The following is a 16,513-nucleotide window of genomic DNA, read 5'->3' as shown; positions in this document are numbered from 1 at the left end:
TAAACCTCAGATAATTGTGATACTTATTTTGAAAAATGTCTAGTTGTAAGTGCCAAGTTTAGTTGATGAGTTTTTCATATGCTGCCAATTAAGAGTTTCTGGATATTGCCAGTACTTAGTCTTAATAGACTTGAGTGCGTCAGTCCTAATTTAGTATTTAGAGAAGTCTCCTATCTTCGGATAATCACTCATTTTTTCAGAAAAAACCAGGATACATCCACCTAATTAAATGCGTCGCTGGAAAACACCACCGTTCGAGAAGTTACGGTTCGATGCGCGAAAATCGGTTACATGAAGCGAGCAAATTCAAAAAATACGGCACTTTCATTTCAAGCCCCTTAAAAGCAGTTAAGAGTGTAACAATAAGAGATGTAAAACGTTAAGCAGGCTTTCAATTTCAAGGCATGAAACGCATTGTCCTGATTGCAGGGTTTGAATCGTTCAACGCTGACTTATACCGAAAAGCAGCTTTTTTGGCGACTTCTCGTGTCAGTGATTTGGATATTCGCGTATTTAGCGATCGCGACATCACCACCAAACGTGCTGAGGTAGAAGCAGCACTGAAAGATGCTGATGTGTTTTTTGGCAGCTTGCTATTTGATTATGATCAAGTGTTGTGGTTGCGCGATTACGTCTCCCACATCCCCATCCGCCTCGTGTTCGAGTCAGCATTAGAATTGCTGAGTTTAACCAAACTGGGCGCTTTTGCCATTGGCGATAAACCCAAAGGAATGCCCAAACCAGTTAAATTCATCTTGGACAAATTCAGCAACGGACGAGAGGAAGATAAACTCGCAGGTTATATTAGCTTTTTAAAGATAGGACCAAAGTTATTGAAATATGTGCCAGTGCAAAAGGTGCAAGACTTACGCAACTGGCTGATTATATATGGTTACTGGAATGCCGGCGGATCAGAAAACGTTGCCGCATTATTCTGGACACTAGCCGAAAAATACTTAGGTTTAAAAGTTGGCGAGATTCCCCCGCCAGTCGAAACCCCCAATATGGGGTTACTGCATCCCGATTATCTAGGTTATTTTGAATCGCCACGGGCATACCTGGAATGGTATCAACACAACCAGACCCCCCTTTCATCCCCCCTTACCAAGGGGGAAACAACCAGACCTCCCTTTCATCCCCCCTTACCAAGGGGGGAAGAGGGGGGAATCGGAATTCTCCTTTATCGCAAGCACGTTATCACCAAACAACCTTACATACCCCAACTCATTCGCCGTTTTGAAGAAGCTGGTTTGATACCATTACCCATCTTCATCAACGGTGTAGAAGGTCATGTGGCGGTGCGTGATTGGATGACAACCGACTACGAAACTCAGCAACGACAACTAGGAAATGTAGAAATTGCTTCGCTTTCTCCCGAAGCAGTCAAGATTGATGCCATTGTCTCAACCATCGGCTTTCCTCTGGTGGGTGGTCCTGCTGGTTCAATGGAAGCAGGGCGTCAGGTGGAAGTCGCAAAACGCATCCTCAATGCTAAAAATGTACCATACATTGTCGCCGCGCCACTGCTTATTCAAGATATTTCCTCTTGGACGCGCCGGGTATCGGTGGCTTGCAAAGTGTTGTGTTATACGCTTTGCCAGAACTGGATGGGGCAATTGACACGGTTCCCCTCGGTGGTTTGGTGGGAGAAAAGATTTATTTAGTTCCCGAACGGGTACAGCGATTAATTGGTAGGGTAAAAAGCTGGATTAACATCAAACAAAAACCAGCATCCGAACGGAAGATTGCAATTATTCTGTTATGGGTTCCCGCCTGGTTACGGTGCTGTGGGAACAGCTGCTTTGTTAAATGTACCGCGAAGTCTTCTCAAATTTCTCCACGCGCTTAAAGAGCAAGGTTACACTGTCGGGGATTTGCCGGAAGATGGGGAAGAGTTGATTCGCCTAGTGAAACAGGCGGATGAGAACCCCACCCCTACCCTCTACCACGAGGTGGAGGGAGTTGAATGCCCCTGTGAACGGGGGGGTTAGGGGGGTTCTACTGTCAACGTCCGCACCCTAGAAAAATGGCTGGGATATCTCCGCACATCGCGCATTGAGAAACAATGGAAATCTCTGACGGGTACTGGGATTAAAACCTATGGCGATGAATTTCAGGTTGGCGGTGTGCAGCTAGGGAATGTTTGGATAGGTGTACAACCACCTTTGGGAATACAAGGTGATCCGATGCGGTTGATGTTTGAACGCGATTTAACGCCGCATCCCCAATACGCTGCTTTCTACAAATGGCTGCAAAATGAGTTTGAAGCTGATGGTGTTGTTCATTTTGGGGATGCACGGCACTGTAGAATGGTTGCCGGGTTCTCCTTTGGGGAATACGGGTTATTCTTGGTCTGATATTTTGTTGGGAGATTTGCCTAATCTATATATATATGCGGCGAATAATCCTTCGGAATCCATTTTGGCGAAGCGTCGCGGTTATGGGGTGTTAATTTCTCACAATGTACCACCTTATGGTCGTGCGGGTTTGTATAAGGAGTTGGTGGCGCTGCGGGATTTAATCTCGGAGTATCGAGAAGACCCAGAAAAGAATTATGCCCTTAAGGAAGCGATTTGTAAAAAGATTGTGGATACGGGTTTGGATGCTGATTGTCCGTTTGAGGATGCGAAGCGTTTGGGGATTGGGTTTACGCCGGAGAATGTCCGCATGTTTAGCGATCGCGCTTTTAATGATTATCTCGTGAAGTTGTACGAGTATTTGCAGGTGTTGGAAAATCGTCTGTTCTCTTCTGGGTTGCATATTTTGGGGGATGCGCCGAATCAGGAGGAGATGGAGTCTTACCTTGAGGCTTATTTTGGAAACGTATCTCCTGCGGAGACGCTTTGCGAACGCGCAGCGTGTCCGGAGGACATACCGCCAAGACGCCAAGAACGCCAAGAGGAGGAGAGGTTAGTTAGAGATTTGTTGATGCAAACGACTGATGAGTTGACGAATTTGTTACGGGGTTTGAATGGGGAGTATATTCCGCCTGCGCCTGGTGGTGATTTGTTGCGGGATGGTGCGGGTGTTTTGCCTACGGGGAGAAATATTCATGCTTTAGATCCTTATCGTATGCCTTCGCCTGCGGCGTATGAACGGGGACGGGAAATTGGTCAAAAAATTATCGCGCAGCATCTGCAAGAACATGGGAGTTATCCTGAGACGGTGGCGGTGATGTTGTGGGGTTTGGATGCGATTAAAACTAAGGGGGAATCTCTTGGTATTCTGTTGGAGTTGGTGGGTGCGGAACCTGTGAAGGAGGGGACGGGGCGAATTGTCCGGTATGAACTGAAGCCGTTGGCTGAGGTGGGACATCCCCGGATTGATGTGTTGGGGAATTTGTCGGGGATTTTCCGGGATAGTTTTGTGAATATTATTGAGTTGTTGGATGATTTGTTTGGGCGGGCGGCTGAGGCTGATGAACCCGAAGACCAGAATTTTATTAGAAAACACGCTTTGGCTTTGAAGGCGCAAGGGGTGGAAAATGTGGCAGCGAGGTTGTTTTCTAACCCTGCGGGTGATTTTGGTTCTTTGGTGAATGATCGCGTGGTTGATGGTAACTGGGAATCTGGCGATGAGTTGGGGGATACTTGGCAAGGTCGCAATGTGTTTAGTTATGGTAGACAAGATAAAGGTCAAGCTAGACCAGAAGTGCTGAATAAACTTTTGCAAAGTACCAGTCGCATTGTCCAAGAAATTGACTCAGTGGAATACGGTTTAACTGATATTCAAGAATATTATGCCAATACTGGGGGGTTGAAGAAAGCAGCGGAAAAACAACGCGGTAAAAAAGTGACAACCAGCTTTGTGGAAAGTTTCTCGAAAGACACGACACCGCGCAATTTAGATGATTTGCTGCGGATGGAATATCGCACCAAGTTGCTGAATCCTAAATGGGCGGATGCAATGGCAAATCAAGGTTCTGGCGGTGCTTTTGAAATTTCCCAACGCATGACGGCGTTGATTGGCTGGGGTGGTACTGCGGATTTTACTGATGATTGGGTATATGACCAAGCGGCTGATACTTATGCCTTGGATGCAGAGATGGCAGAGAAGTTGCGTAAGGCGAATCCGGAAGCTTTCCGTAATATTGTGGCAAGGATGTTAGAGGCGCATGGGCGTGGTTTTTGGCAAGCGGGTGAGGAGAAGTTGCAGAAGTTACGCGAGTTGTATGAGTTAACGGATGAGGAACTTGAAGGGGTGACAGTTTAGACAGGTAGGGTGGGTTAGCCGAGAGTACGGCACCACACAAACTCACCTTTGAGGCTATGATGTCTTCAAATGATTACACTTTCGGAGTCAGACAGCAAATTATATGGAAAACTCTTTCACTGCAATATTTGAAAAAGTCGATGACTGGTATATTGGCTACGTCCAAGAGTTACAGGCGTGCAAATGTCCAAGAAAGAACTCTGGAAGAAGCAAGGGAAAGCCTGCGCGAAGCTATCGAGCTAATTATAATATCGAATCGGGAACTTGCAGAGCAACAACTATCCGGTAAAGATTTTGTACGTGAAAAGATTACAGTCAAAATATCGTGAAGAGACGTGAATTGATTCGCCATCTGGAAGCTAACGGTTGTCTTTTGCTTCTTTGAGGGTGGAAAACACACGATTTACTATAATCCATCAAACAATAGAACATCAGCAGTTCCAAGACATACTGAGATAGCTGATATTTTGGCTGTGAAAATTTGTAAAGATTTGGAAATACCTCCACCGTAGCAATATTGGTATCTAGAACACCAATTTATCTAATCTTAAGCAACAGCATATCCGGTATGGGGACGAACATTAGGTGGATGAAATCCCAACACAATCCTATCTTTAGGAATTCCTGCGGTTACTAATTCATAGGTTACGCCATCTTCTGTATCGTCCCGTTGCACCCATACCTTGCCATCAATAATGTCAATATGGACTAAACAACCGTGAATCCGCTTAACACCATCCCATCCGAAAGTAATAAGTAAATAGCTATCATTTTCGCTATCGAAGACTGTTTTACACTGAATGTCTCCGTGCGAGTAAGGAATTTGTGTATATGGAACTAATACGTCTTTAATAATGCGACGATAAGTATTTAAGGTATCCATTGCACAATCGTCTCACTGTCAGGATTGAACACGACTAAGTAGAGATTCTCGCTCTCTATCAAAAGTTTACCAATTGGTTCCTCGAATAAAGCTGTAAATACATTGTCGCGCACTGCTAAATACAATGTCCGTTCAGGTTCAAGACGCCCAATAACAGCCCGGTACATGACAAATCCCCCGATAGCATCTTTTAAGTCTTGCATTTCCGACGGACTCACAAAACTTTTTATTTCCACAGCTATCTTTTTATTTCCCTGTTCGGCGGCTAGTAGTCGTTGTGCTCCTAAATCCACATACATATCTTTCTGCCCCCATTTTAAATGTAGAGGGTCGTCTGTAATTGTCCAGCCGTCTTTAAGCAAAGCATTTTTAACAGCATCATGATAAATATCTCTTGCTGGCATATCAAAACTAAGGTATTGCTGAAATAAAAAATGGTTGGGTTTTATCCGGATAGATTTATGACTGATATGTATAAAAAGAAGAACTCATGAATGATTGATCTTATACTCTAAATCATGCTGCTCCTCAGTAAAATCCACTTTTCACCTCAACTCTTATCAGCAGGAACCATAACACATGGAATATCTTACCACTCATCTTGAAGACGTATGGCGCGATTTATGGCAAGCTTTCGGCACTAGAGAATCCTGGACATCTGAGAACGCTAAGTGCAAAGATATACAGCACAGGCTCTCATACTTCAACTCTCTTCATTCAGCCGAGCCAGACTCTATTGATGATGTTATTCAAGCTTTATCAAGAGGATTTAACCTTATTAAATCTGGGTTAGAATGGCAGGAACCTGCTGCAGGTCACAACTCAACTAAAGAACCTAATGATACACATAAGGCGCGTGGAATTCAGTGGCGACTTGTGATGGCATACAATGGATTTGAGATGATTACAAAGACATTACTAATTAAAGAAAAATATCTAACCCCAGAAACTATCAAAGACTTTACAAATAAATGCTACTTACCGGACTACAGTTCATTAAATCCGCCAGCGACTACAAGGGTAAATCTTGAAAAATGGCTAAACAAACCATCTCGTGAAGAAAAAAGTGCAATTGCTGATTTCCTCAGTCTTGAGAATGGAGATAAAACAATAATCGAAGAATGGATTGTTAAATCTACTCCTGTTTCTACCCGGGTAGATGCAGTAAGACTTGCTAAAGCAATTCGGAATGCTACTGCTCATGGTGCGCTTTCAGCAAGTAAAGTTAACGAATGGGGACTTCAAAAGCCACTACTAACTTTATCCGGTAATCTTGGAGAAATCGTTTTGGCTGGTATGCGAAAGTTAATATAGTGAGAGAATCCAGGGTAAAGTGTGTTTGCGTTTCGTAACTCCTCCAGTCCCCTTTGAAATTATGGGTGCGCCTTGCTATCACGCCGCCCCAGCACTGGCGCAGCCAATCGCCACTGACAGTTATGTAACTCCTGATGTCTGCTATTTTACCAAAGGTGAATTGTATGCATATTCGCGAGCAACAGAGTGACCCAAAGAACTTCGCTCCTAAGTTTGAAGGGTTTTTTCTCCAGATGGTTATGCCAGGACTACAGCAGAGAGTCCAGAAAATTGTTACCCAAGGACTAGGTTCAGATTGGAAGATTAAACCGATTGGTGACAATTTTACTGAGTTTGAGGTAACCAAAAAGCAAGATGCTTTGTCAGTTAAACAAGCTTGGGACAAAAGTTATTATCTGCGTTCCCAGCCAGGAGTTGTAGATGCACAGCCACTGTTTGCTGTTCCTATACCCAACTACCCCGCCTGGAATGACGAGTCAACACAGCCTAGGGCTACCTTTGCGCCCAAAAATCTCGACGAAAGCAGTGATGTAGAATGGAGTCTCAAGCAGCTGCGAGTCTTTGAGGCATGGTCACGCTTTTTCCCAGACCCCAAAAAACGACCAGGGGATGGGATTATCGTTGGGCTTCCTGATACAGGCTATTCGGAACATCCGGAAATTATTGCCAATCTGCTCCTTGAACAAGGTTACGATTTTCTTAAGGGTGACAAAGACCCAAAAGACGAACTCGAAACATCTGGGGGCGAAGTTATAAACAATCCAGGTCACGGCACATCTACAGCCAGTGTCATCATCAGCCCAAGAGGGGGACAAGGCAAGTACCCAAGCGGAAAAACTGTGGCGGGGGTGGCACCTGGTGCCAAATTAGTACCCCTTCGAGTCTCGTACTCAGTTGTACTATTGAGCGTACGTAATTTATCTGAAGCGATTGAGTACGCCGCAGATCATGGTGTCCATGTCCTTTCAATTAGCCTGGGAGCTGGTTTGTTCAACCCGCGTCTGCGGAGTGCGATAACTTATGCCCAAAAACGAGGCGTAATCATCGTTGCAGCATCTGGTACCATGGTTCCCTACGTGGTTTGGCCTGCTGCCTATGAGGAAGTGATTGCTGTGACTGGCAGTAATGTGCGACGTGAGATTTGGTGGGGTGCATCGCGGGGAAGTCAAGTGGATGTCACTGCCCCTGGTGAGTCAGTTTGGTATGCAAAAGTCGAGAAGAACAATGGTCAGATTAGCTATAACGTTCTGCAAGGCTCCGGCACTTCATTTTCTGCACCATTCGTCGCGGGTGTAGCGGCTTTATGGCTATCATATCATGGGCGATCGCAACTCATCGAACGCTATGGAGCCGAAAAGATTCCTTTCATCTTTAATCAAATTCTACGCGACAGTTGTGAGAAATTTCCGACATGGAAGCCCAATCAATTCGGTGAAGGTATCGTGAATGCAGAGAAAGTACTTGCTGCACCACTACCTGATAATGTGACTCGTTCAATTATTGCACCAGGGTTTGCCTTAGAACAACACCCGTCTATAGACAACGGCAGACTCGACACCTTCGCCCATCTCTTTGAGCAACAATTATCACAAAATCAACCCCAAAATAATTTTCTCGGAGTAGTTCGAGATGATACTAAGCTGCGAGCAAGTCTTGCTGAACTGTTGCAGACAACAGAAACAGAATTACCAAGGCGATTGAAAGAGGTGGGACAAGAGCTAGCTTTTTACTTTACCATAAACCCAGAGCTGTACAAGCAATTTGCAGCAACTCTATCTAGTCAAAAGCCTCATTCGACTCAGTTTAAAACAGAGCCTTTGACTGAGTCATCAAAGCCAAAGAATCTAGATTTCTTGCGCGAGAAATTGTTATTGCACGGTGTCTCGGAAGCCTTGAAGACAAAGCTAGGATGAAATCCTAAATTTGTTTGAAGCACCGACTGTGGCACAACTTGCTAGGTACATTGAAACAATGTCTTGGGCGGCGAAAGGTGTGGATAAGACTGGAACTACCGGACAAGAGCGAGAAGAGGTGGAATTTTAAGGAAATCTACGAAGAATATTTGAGGTGCGATCGCTGCGAAGGCGGGCACTCCGTGCCATCGCCGTTTGGGTACTGCGCCCTTGGGCGATCGCCCCCAACAGCGCACAGAAAAGCGCCATCGCGCCTTGCGCGGCTTCTTTCGAGCATCGCTGTCGTGAAGCTGTACTGAATTTATCAAAAGCAATACTTAAAGAAATAGCTATTGGTCTTGATCGAATTCAGTTACCACAGAAAAACAGGCTTAAAGGCAATAGCAGACTGCTAATAGTAATAGTAATGCTGCAATCCTTGGCGTCCTTTATTTCTTTCTCTACAGTCTTGCTTGTTCGTCGAGTAGAAAGCCCCATTGACTTAAGTAGACGGGTAATGTGGTAATTGCTAACCTTAATTCCCAATTCTTGCGCGAGATGTTTCCCTAACCATTGCGCTGTCCAGCGTTCAAATGCATAGCCATAGTCACGCGGGCTATGGCTTGCCAGTTCTTTCAAGCGCTCAAGATATTGCTGATTAATTGCCTTGGGGCGTCCCATCGGGCGTTCATCCCACTTGTGAGCCTGACCTGTCTGTGCCATAGTAATCCAGTATCGTGCAGTCTCTTGAGCGCACAAGAGCGCTTCACAGATTTGTGCTTGAGATTGACCCGCATCTGCAAGCAACATGATTTCAATACGACGGCGATATTCCGGACGTAAATCGGCTTTTAGACTCTTGTGCAGAAGCTTGCGCTCAAAAGCTGTTAAGTAATGACCTTGATTTTCCACTGCAATTCCCTCTTGCATAACTTAAGTAGAACAGCCTCATTAGTTGGGTACATCTCAATGCGTGCAGGAACACATCAAACTACAAACTAAAGTCGCAGCATTTCGGATTATCCACCAGATATATTTACTAAACAGTAGATGCTTCCAATTAGTTTTCATATCTCACTGATAGCCCTTATTACCTCAGCTAAAGCATCCTTAAGCTTGAGATTCTCAAGTATGCTCCTTGGGTAAAAATTGAACATTTGGGTTTTATTGCCAAGATGAAAACTTCTATTTACTTCTCAGAATCTAAGCCTAGAATTATGCCGCTTGTTACAAAAATTAAAATTTGGGTAATGGTCATAAAGGGCGACTCTAGTTGGTCATGCTGCGACGATTGCATTCCTCCTTAAGGAGGATTTTATATTTTTTTATATTTAGAGAGTAAAATTTTCTATTCTACTCTTTTTTGTTTTTTTTGTAGCGAATGAAGCTTGAAAAAGCTTTCCTATAATATAAAACTGTTTGTCTCAGTCATATTTCAAAGCTAAAAAAATTTGAACATTACTACTTTAGTTTTGTTTCATTAACTTTACTGAAACTATTGACGTGCTTATTTTGCCCTCATAATATATAAATCAAGTAGATTGAATAACTCAGTTTAATCTCTATCTAAATCTTTGGATGAAACTAGAAATAGCTAGATGACCATTTTTTAGGGGTGCGTGCATATTCTGAGCTATTTATTCAGCATTTGAAATGCTGAATAACTAATTTAGTTGCTTAATGAAGATTCTCAAATTGAAGTCAAAATTCATGAGAATCAACAGTGGTATCAATCAAGCTTGACGACATCTACCATGCGATATAGATAATTCGCAAAGGAGAAATCCAGGAAGTTAACAAATGAGATTTTGAGGGGCAAGTCAAATGCATTGCCTAACTCTTTAAAATGGCTGCAGAAATAGATTGCACCTTCCAACTCTTTTGTTCTCAAAAAGTTTTTGCAATGCCACCCTCTCAATTCTCTCAACTTACTGCTGGAAGCTGAACTACCAGTAGTCAGTTGAGTTTGTTCGCATTAGTTATTGAAGGAACCAGGTAAAAACAATGGCCATAACACTTAGCGACGCGGCACTTAACAACGTTGAATCAACAGAATTGCAAGAAATCCAAAAAGAAACAAACTTATTCGAGCCATCAACAGCAGGAACAGCACTTCAAGAACTCGAACAACCAGAAGCAACCGTTTTCAACCTATCAACAACAACAAGTCCAACTAGACCGCAACTCACTTCAGAGCAGCAATCTGCTATAGATGTACTAAATACATTAGAATCAGGCACATCCAAAACACCAGTAGACAGACAACCAGCAGTTGAACTACCTTCCACAACTGATGATAGAAGATCCACAACTTCTGGTTCTTCTGGTTTTAATCAAATTCAAGGCACTCCCAACGGCGAAACAATCTATGGCACTAATGGTAAAGATATCATTGCCGCTTTGGGTGGCGATGATACAGTCTATGGTCTAGATGGAAATGACACTATCAGCGGAGGAAGCGGAAGTGACACCGTCAGTGGCGGTGCTGGGGCTGACATCATCTATGGGGACTCTAATCCTAGTGGAAATTTAGACTTGATTGCAAGTGGCAATGATATCCTCTATGGTAATGAGGGAGACGACCAAATCTTTGGTCAAGACCGTGACGACCAAATCTTTGGTGGTTCTGGGAATGACTATATTGAGGGTGGGAAAGGAATCGACTTAATCTATGGTGAGGCTGGCAACGACATACTCTACGGTGATGACATAGAGAACAATTCCGGCGTTAGCGGTGACGACACAATCTATGGTGGGACTGGCAACGACAGCATTTATGGTGGTCGGGGAAATGATAGCCTGTTTGGTAATGCTGGAAAAGATTTAGTTGTTGGTGGACAAGGTAACGACACCCTTGATGGCGGCGACGGTAACGATACATTGATTGGTACTGACACTGCCTTCTATGGTCAACGGCAACTAGGATTTGGCTTAGGCGAGATTGATACCTTAACCGGTGGGAAAGGTAACGACACATTCGTCCTTGGACTTGCACAAGCAAATGCCAGGGATGCAAACGGTAATGATACCGTTGTACAGGATGTCGTTTTATACGATGATGGCAATGTTTTCGCCAATGGCGTTCGAGACTACGCTCTGATTAAAGACTTTGGCTTCGTTAACGACAGTTTTAACCGTGGTGTAGATAAAATCCAGCTGGCAGGTGAACAGAGCTGGTATTCATTGGGTGCATCTCCTGTTAGCTCAGTATCTGGTACAGGGATATTTTATAGCCAAGGTCAAAATGTGAATGAACTTATTGGTATTGTCGAGGGAATTTCGCAGCAAAATCTCAGCCTTTCCAATACCAACCAATTCACTTTCGTTTGATTGGAAATTCTAACTTAGGTACTAAACCAAAATCTCAGCTTTTGTGCTTCTTTTCGGTTGAGCGCAAGCATGCTGGGAAACCATGCTCAATCCTACTTGCATAGGAAAGGATTAAAACTTTATGGCTTCAGATATTGCAGTTCAATTTGGTGACATACTGCAAAACCCCACAATCTTTCCCCAAGAACAAGGCAAACTAAACATTGTTGTTAAGAATCAGGGCGATGCACAGTTCAACGGACCTGTAAACCTTAAACTTTATGCATCAACCGACAACATCCTTGACACGAATATTCTAAATACCCTTGGTCCAACAAGAGGTGCAAGCGATCGCCTCGAAGGCACAGATGAGTTACTGGGTAGTTTGAATAGTCAAACAGTTAACTTAGCGCCGGGTCAGTCCCAAACCTTGAGTGTGGACTTTGCTGGATCTGATTTCCGTACTGCGAGTGTTGTGTCCCCAGGACTGTATTATCTGTTTGCACAGCTGGAGCCGGGTAACAATGTTATTGATAGTAATACAGCCAACAACACAGCCAACCAGTTAATTACTGAAGGTGACGCTGTTATCCAATGGAATTCTGTTTTCTTAAATGCTGTACAGACTACGGGTAAAAACGGTGATATTGGTACATCACCTCCACTACAAACACGCGATCTGGCGATAATGAACACGGCAATTTATGATGCCGTCAACGCAATTGACCGGACGCACAAGCCTTACCTAGTGAACGATATCAGCGCATCTGAAGCTCTTGGCGCGTCGAAAGAAGCTGCGGCAGTTCAAGCAGCACACGATACACTAGTCGCTGTGTTCACAGACCCACGATATTCCCCACCAGACCCACAGGGAAATAGACTACGCTCAGACACAATAAACACATTAAAAGCCACATTTGACGAACAACTCAACAGGTCTCTCGCAGCAATCCCTAATGGCGATGCTAAAACCAAGGGCATTGCTATAGGAGGAAAGGTTGCCCAGGAAATACTGGCTAACCGGGTAAATGATGGTGCAGCTACTGCTCAAGTGCCCTACACACCAGGAAAGGGCTTTGGCGATTGGCAGCCAACTCCCCCCAAGAATTTGCCAGCATTATTGCCGCAGTGGGGCAATGTTACTCCCTTTGGTCTATCGAGTGGTAACCAGTTCCGCCCGGATACTATCCCTGAGTATGCTAGCCCTCGGTACGCGAGAGATTTTAACCAAGTCAAGTCGCTTGGTCAAGATAATAGCACTGTCCGCAACGCAGACCAGACGGAAATCGCTCAATTCTGGGCTTACGATCGCCCTGACACCTTCAGACCACCCGGTCAGTTGCTCGAGGCTGTGGAAGAAGTAGCATTAGCTAAGGGCAATACGCTAGAACAGAACGCCCGTTTGTTTGCGCTGCATAGCATTGCTCAAGCTGATGCGGGCATTGCTGCGTGGGATGCCAAGTACACCTACGAGGAATTGCGCCCAATTACTGCAATCCAGAATGCCGCTCAGGACAACAATCCAGACACGATTGCCGATCCAAATTGGAACCCACTGCTAACGACGCCGAACTTCCCTGACTACATATCAGGGCATTCCGTATTTGCTGGTGCAACAGCCGAAGTTCTCAGAAAATTCTACGGCACGGACAACATCAGTTTTGACATTCCTTCACAGGAATTACCTGGTGTTTATCGCTCATACGGCAGCTTTACGCAGTTCGCCCGGGAAGATGCCGATAGCCGGATTTACGGTGGAATCCATATTGACACAGCCGCTGTAGATGGGGTGCAAGTAGGCACAAATGTGGGCAACTTCGTGTCTAATAACTTTTTGATTTAGTGATACCCAGAACTGGTTAGTGGTTAGTAGAGAGTGGTTAGTGGTTAGTGGAATAACCAACAACTAATGTAGAGACGCGCCATGGCGCGTCTCTACAACTAACTCCACAACACTAGCACTCAAAGACTACTCAGGTTTCTCTTGTAATAAATCATGTTTCAGCAGCGCATCTGCTGCCTGATTGATAGAATCAAAACTCATACCGGATCTATCTGCAATATCCAGCAAAGTATAGTTCCCGTTAGACAAATTCAGAACCCACAACATTGCCATTTCTCTCATTTTTGTATCCGTCTGTCCACCGATTGCGCCGTATAGACCCCTTTTACCCAACTGCGGCTCACATTTTGGATTTTGGTTTAGATATTTTTTGTTGTTTTCTAGTATATGCAGAACTGACAAACACTTGGAGAATGAATCGGCAAGGTACTCGGTTTGTACCAGATCCAAATTGTCTGCAGATGTATGATATTCTGGATAACAACTGTGCGGTGTTCTCATGAAACAACCCACAGGTAAGTTAAATCCTGGTGAACAAAACTGCCGTTCGTCATAGCCATAAGGAAAGAAATCTATGATTTCAGAATCTTTACCAGAATGCTTTAAGACATGAGTCACGGCTTTGTCGATTTCGGCATCACCTCGACGGCTTTTTTTATAAGTAGACTTCCCCGGATCGCCTAGACAAGTTAAAACTAAACCGTGTTTAATCTTGTGAACCTGATTTTCATTTAAAGAAAGCCAAGTGATGGAACCGATAGTTCCAGGAATGAAGATAAATCGATAAGAGTACGAAAGATTTATTTGACTCAAATATTTTGCCAGGAATGTTGCGATCGCTATACCAGAGAGATTATCATTACAAAGTGATGGATGACAGGCATGGCATGATATGAGGACTTCGTCTGGTTTCTCTCCTTTAAGGTAATACTCGCCATACGTTAGATGACCGTCCTCCAGGGAAGAATCGATGCACACCTCATACTCTTCGTCCTGTAGTTCCAAGAATTGTTTGTGACTCAGACAAAAGCCCCAGCTTTCTTTGTAATATGAAGTCCGATAAGGAATCCAATCAGGGCGATCGCTTAGTGTAAACAAATGTTTCTTTAATTCCTTTAAATGTATCTTTTGCTTAACGGGCACGCTGTAATTGACAACATGCAAGTTTGATTTATTAAAATCTATAATTCTTTCTCCTTTGGAATTTTTTACATACGCATCTTTGATATTCCACTCTTTAGGCACTGTCCAATCAAAGACTTGAGTACCAGTTGGAACTTCATGCTGAGTTAATTCAATATGTTTTTTAATCCAATGCAGCGTTTCTCGAAAACCATTGCCAGTAATAGAGCGGCAAATAGGATACAATTGTGATATAAACTGGTACATTTCTTGGCTAACTTCATTTGCGTTAAGCCTCTCTTTAATATCAGTAAGATTCACGTTTTTCACCTTTTATGATAATAGTTAATTGCTGAATCAAGGTTCTGTCTGCAAATTCAGGAATTAGATTAATTTAGGCTCGCGCTCTACGCTCTAGACGCAAAGTTTTCTATAGGGTGGGCATTGCCCCAGAATATTTCAAATGTTCATCACAGAAACTTTTATGAGCAATGCCCACCCTACGATTTGTAGTATAATCATAAGAATAAGCGCTGTCATCTCATCATCTTGCTAGTTTAGTAGTCGAGCTAAAAAACGACTTTGCGGCAATAAAAAGCTTCAGCATACTTATTGGGTGCATTGGATTCAATTCCTCGCAGTCTTAGAATTGATAAAAATGTTTCTTGTGTAAACCATTGTTTGCCTTTTTGCGAGGGAAAGCTATCAATAATATTCTTAATTTTGTCTTGACAAGTTTCCTCGTCTAAATGCACAAAGAAATTAGGGTTTCCTAAATCTCCATCATATTTAGGTATTTCATACTCTAGAATTAAATGATTCCTAAATGTATTCCAAGTAAAATCATAAATTAAGCGATGGTCTTGATGCAAATCGTGACGAGAATGAGTAAAAATTAAATCGGGATTATAATCTTGCTTCAATTGCTCAAAAAATTCTTTAATTTCAATTCCAATTTTCACCAAAGGAAAAATAATGTTTTAGATTGCTAAATCCAGCAGCTTCTTCCCCTTGCTCTTAGTTCCTTTACCTGCTGACTAATAGGTTTAGAAGTATCTTCTGCTTGTCTTGCATAAATTCTTAGAGAACCACCATGAGTTGACAGTTCTTCTACATCAAAGATTGTTAAACCGTGCTCTGCAAAAAGTTTCTCTACTGTGAGCAACGACAAGTAAGAAAAGTGTTCGTGATAAATGGTGTCAAACTGGTTCCCCTCCATCAGTCGCATTAAATGAGGAAACTCCATAGTAATGACACCTTGAGGTTTGAGTAAAATTTTAGCGCCTGCTACAAAATCGTTGATATCAGGTACGTGAGCAAGTACATTATTAGCCACTAATAAATCGGCTTGCGTACCATCAGCAGCTAATTCATTCGCTGTGTTTTTTCCAAAGAACTTTACAACTGTGGGAATGCCTTTTTTTATAGCTACCTTAGCGACATTAGCTGCTGGTTCTATGCCCAGAACATTAATTCCTTTGGCAAGAAAATATTGCAATAAGTAAGCCAAGTCGATTCTTCGATCAGCCGTCGCTATGGAGGCACGGAGCTGGGTCTTGCCATCTGTAAACAGCTAAGCCAAATCATGGGAGGACGGATCTGGGTGGAGAGTACGCTGGGTCAAGGCTCCTCCTTTTATTTCACGTTAATTGCCCAATCCAGTCCCATCCAACTGGATACCCCTAAGGTGGAGTCAAGAGTTGCGATACCTCAAATAGCTGAACAGTTACCCCTACGGATTCTGTTGGCTGAAGACAATCAAGTGAACCAGCAGGTTGCCCTGCTCATCTTGAAGAAGCTCGGGTACCGAGCCGATGCGGTCGGCAATAGACCCGTCCGAAATATAAATTAGGCACAAAAAAGTGGTAGAAGAGAAAAAGTAACATCTACCACTTAGACTAAAATGTGTATAGTGACTGATTATATCGAAAAATATCC

13 protein-coding genes and 1 pseudogene are annotated in these 16,513 nt (G+C 43.5%); 7 read left to right on the top strand and 7 right to left on the bottom strand.

From position 1 onward, the window contains the following. Positions 1-404: 404 nt before the first annotated feature. Positions 405-4,212 (top strand): annotated as a pseudogene (locus V5G28_RS12830) (cobaltochelatase subunit CobN); the annotation flags it as partial. A gap of 56 nt (positions 4,213-4,268) precedes the next feature. Further along, positions 4,269-4,541 (top strand): type II toxin-antitoxin system HicB family antitoxin, encoded by a 273-nt coding sequence (locus V5G28_RS12825; RefSeq protein ID WP_332992178.1) that lies wholly within the window; start codon positions 4,269-4,271, stop codon positions 4,539-4,541. Between the two features lie 218 nt (positions 4,542-4,759). Here V5G28_RS12825 and V5G28_RS12820 read toward each other — a convergent pair whose 3' ends face one another. After that, positions 4,760-5,095 (bottom strand): XisI protein, encoded by a 336-nt coding sequence (locus tag V5G28_RS12820; RefSeq protein WP_096563097.1) that lies wholly within the window; start codon positions 5,093-5,095, stop codon positions 4,760-4,762. Further along, the gene (locus tag V5G28_RS12815) at positions 5,083-5,499 is read right to left on the bottom strand and encodes an element excision factor XisH family protein (RefSeq protein ID WP_073630161.1); all 417 of its coding nucleotides are present in this window, start codon (positions 5,497-5,499) and stop codon (positions 5,083-5,085) included. The genes V5G28_RS12820 and V5G28_RS12815 overlap by 13 nt, the downstream gene beginning before the upstream one ends. A 175-nt stretch (positions 5,500-5,674) precedes the next feature. Between V5G28_RS12815 and V5G28_RS12810 the strand changes: the two genes are divergently transcribed. Together V5G28_RS12810 and V5G28_RS12805 are read left to right on the top strand one after the other, a co-directional pair. Continuing rightward, positions 5,675-6,409, top strand: coding sequence for a hypothetical protein (locus tag V5G28_RS12810; protein WP_332992173.1), 735 nt, complete (start codon positions 5,675-5,677; stop codon positions 6,407-6,409). Between the two features lie 164 nt (positions 6,410-6,573). After that, the gene (locus tag V5G28_RS12805) at positions 6,574-8,322 is read left to right on the top strand and encodes a S8 family peptidase (RefSeq protein WP_332992171.1); all 1,749 of its coding nucleotides are present in this window, start codon (positions 6,574-6,576) and stop codon (positions 8,320-8,322) included. A 126-nt stretch (positions 8,323-8,448) separates the two neighbouring features. Here the strand turns inward: V5G28_RS12805 and V5G28_RS12800 are convergent, their stop codons facing one another. Beyond that, complete coding sequence (locus tag V5G28_RS12800; protein ID WP_332992169.1) at positions 8,449-8,571, bottom strand: hypothetical protein; 123 nt, start codon at positions 8,569-8,571, stop codon at positions 8,449-8,451. Positions 8,572-8,670: 99 nt separating this feature from the next. Further along, entirely contained in the window at positions 8,671-9,231 is a 561-nt protein-coding gene (locus tag V5G28_RS12795; RefSeq protein WP_332992166.1) for a helix-turn-helix domain-containing protein, read from the bottom strand. A 1,074-nt stretch (positions 9,232-10,305) separates the two neighbouring features. Here V5G28_RS12795 and V5G28_RS12790 point away from each other — a divergent pair. Both V5G28_RS12790 and V5G28_RS12785 read left to right on the top strand, forming a co-directional pair. After that, entirely contained in the window at positions 10,306-11,631 is a 1,326-nt protein-coding gene (locus V5G28_RS12790; protein WP_096563093.1) for a calcium-binding protein, read from the top strand. A 121-nt stretch (positions 11,632-11,752) separates the two neighbouring features. Next, positions 11,753-13,453 (top strand): CARDB domain-containing protein, encoded by a 1,701-nt coding sequence (locus V5G28_RS12785; RefSeq protein WP_332992161.1) that lies wholly within the window; start codon positions 11,753-11,755, stop codon positions 13,451-13,453. Between the two features lie 126 nt (positions 13,454-13,579). Here V5G28_RS12785 and V5G28_RS12780 read toward each other — a convergent pair whose 3' ends face one another. From V5G28_RS12780 to V5G28_RS12770, 3 genes are all read right to left on the bottom strand, one after another. Continuing rightward, entirely contained in the window at positions 13,580-14,896 is a 1,317-nt protein-coding gene (locus V5G28_RS12780; RefSeq protein ID WP_332992158.1) for a DUF4910 domain-containing protein, read from the bottom strand. 248 nt (positions 14,897-15,144) lie between these two features. Further along, positions 15,145-15,537, bottom strand: coding sequence for a PIG-L deacetylase family protein (locus V5G28_RS12775; protein WP_332992156.1), 393 nt, complete (start codon positions 15,535-15,537; stop codon positions 15,145-15,147). A 26-nt stretch (positions 15,538-15,563) separates the two neighbouring features. After that, positions 15,564-16,085: a class I SAM-dependent methyltransferase gene (locus tag V5G28_RS12770; protein ID WP_336230513.1), complete on the bottom strand. Its 522-nt coding sequence runs from the start codon at positions 16,083-16,085 to the stop codon at positions 15,564-15,566. A 12-nt stretch (positions 16,086-16,097) separates the two neighbouring features. Here V5G28_RS12770 and V5G28_RS12765 point away from each other — a divergent pair, with 12 nt between their 5' ends. Then, the gene (locus tag V5G28_RS12765) at positions 16,098-16,427 is read left to right on the top strand and encodes an ATP-binding protein (protein WP_332992258.1); all 330 of its coding nucleotides are present in this window, start codon (positions 16,098-16,100) and stop codon (positions 16,425-16,427) included. Positions 16,428-16,513 lie beyond the last annotated feature (86 nt).

This window comes from Scytonema sp. PRP1 (genome assembly GCF_036697665.2).
GTDB lineage: Bacteria > Cyanobacteriota > Cyanobacteriia > Cyanobacteriales > Nostocaceae > Kalymmatonema > Kalymmatonema gypsitolerans.
The sequence above is the reverse complement of the archived record's forward strand: the minus strand, read 5'-3'. Positions and strand labels throughout refer to the sequence as shown.

Bases quoted from the DNA above. Each gene is read 5' to 3' on its own strand.
- V5G28_RS12825 (WP_332992178.1), top strand. From the start codon at position 4,269: ATGATGTCTTCAAATGATTACACTTTCGGAGTCAGACAGCAAATTATA.
- V5G28_RS12820 (WP_096563097.1), bottom strand. From the start codon at position 5,095: ATGGATACCTTAAATACTTATCGTCGCATTATTAAAGACGTATTAGTT.
- V5G28_RS12815 (WP_073630161.1), bottom strand. From the start codon at position 5,499: ATGCCAGCAAGAGATATTTATCATGATGCTGTTAAAAATGCTTTGCTT.
- V5G28_RS12810 (WP_332992173.1), top strand. From the start codon at position 5,675: ATGGAATATCTTACCACTCATCTTGAAGACGTATGGCGCGATTTATGG.
- V5G28_RS12805 (WP_332992171.1), top strand. From the start codon at position 6,574: ATGCATATTCGCGAGCAACAGAGTGACCCAAAGAACTTCGCTCCTAAG.
- V5G28_RS12800 (WP_332992169.1), bottom strand. From the start codon at position 8,571: ATGGCGCTTTTCTGTGCGCTGTTGGGGGCGATCGCCCAAGGGCGCAGT.
- V5G28_RS12795 (WP_332992166.1), bottom strand. From the start codon at position 9,231: ATGCAAGAGGGAATTGCAGTGGAAAATCAAGGTCATTACTTAACAGCT.
- V5G28_RS12790 (WP_096563093.1), top strand. From the start codon at position 10,306: ATGGCCATAACACTTAGCGACGCGGCACTTAACAACGTTGAATCAACA.
- V5G28_RS12785 (WP_332992161.1), top strand. From the start codon at position 11,753: ATGGCTTCAGATATTGCAGTTCAATTTGGTGACATACTGCAAAACCCC.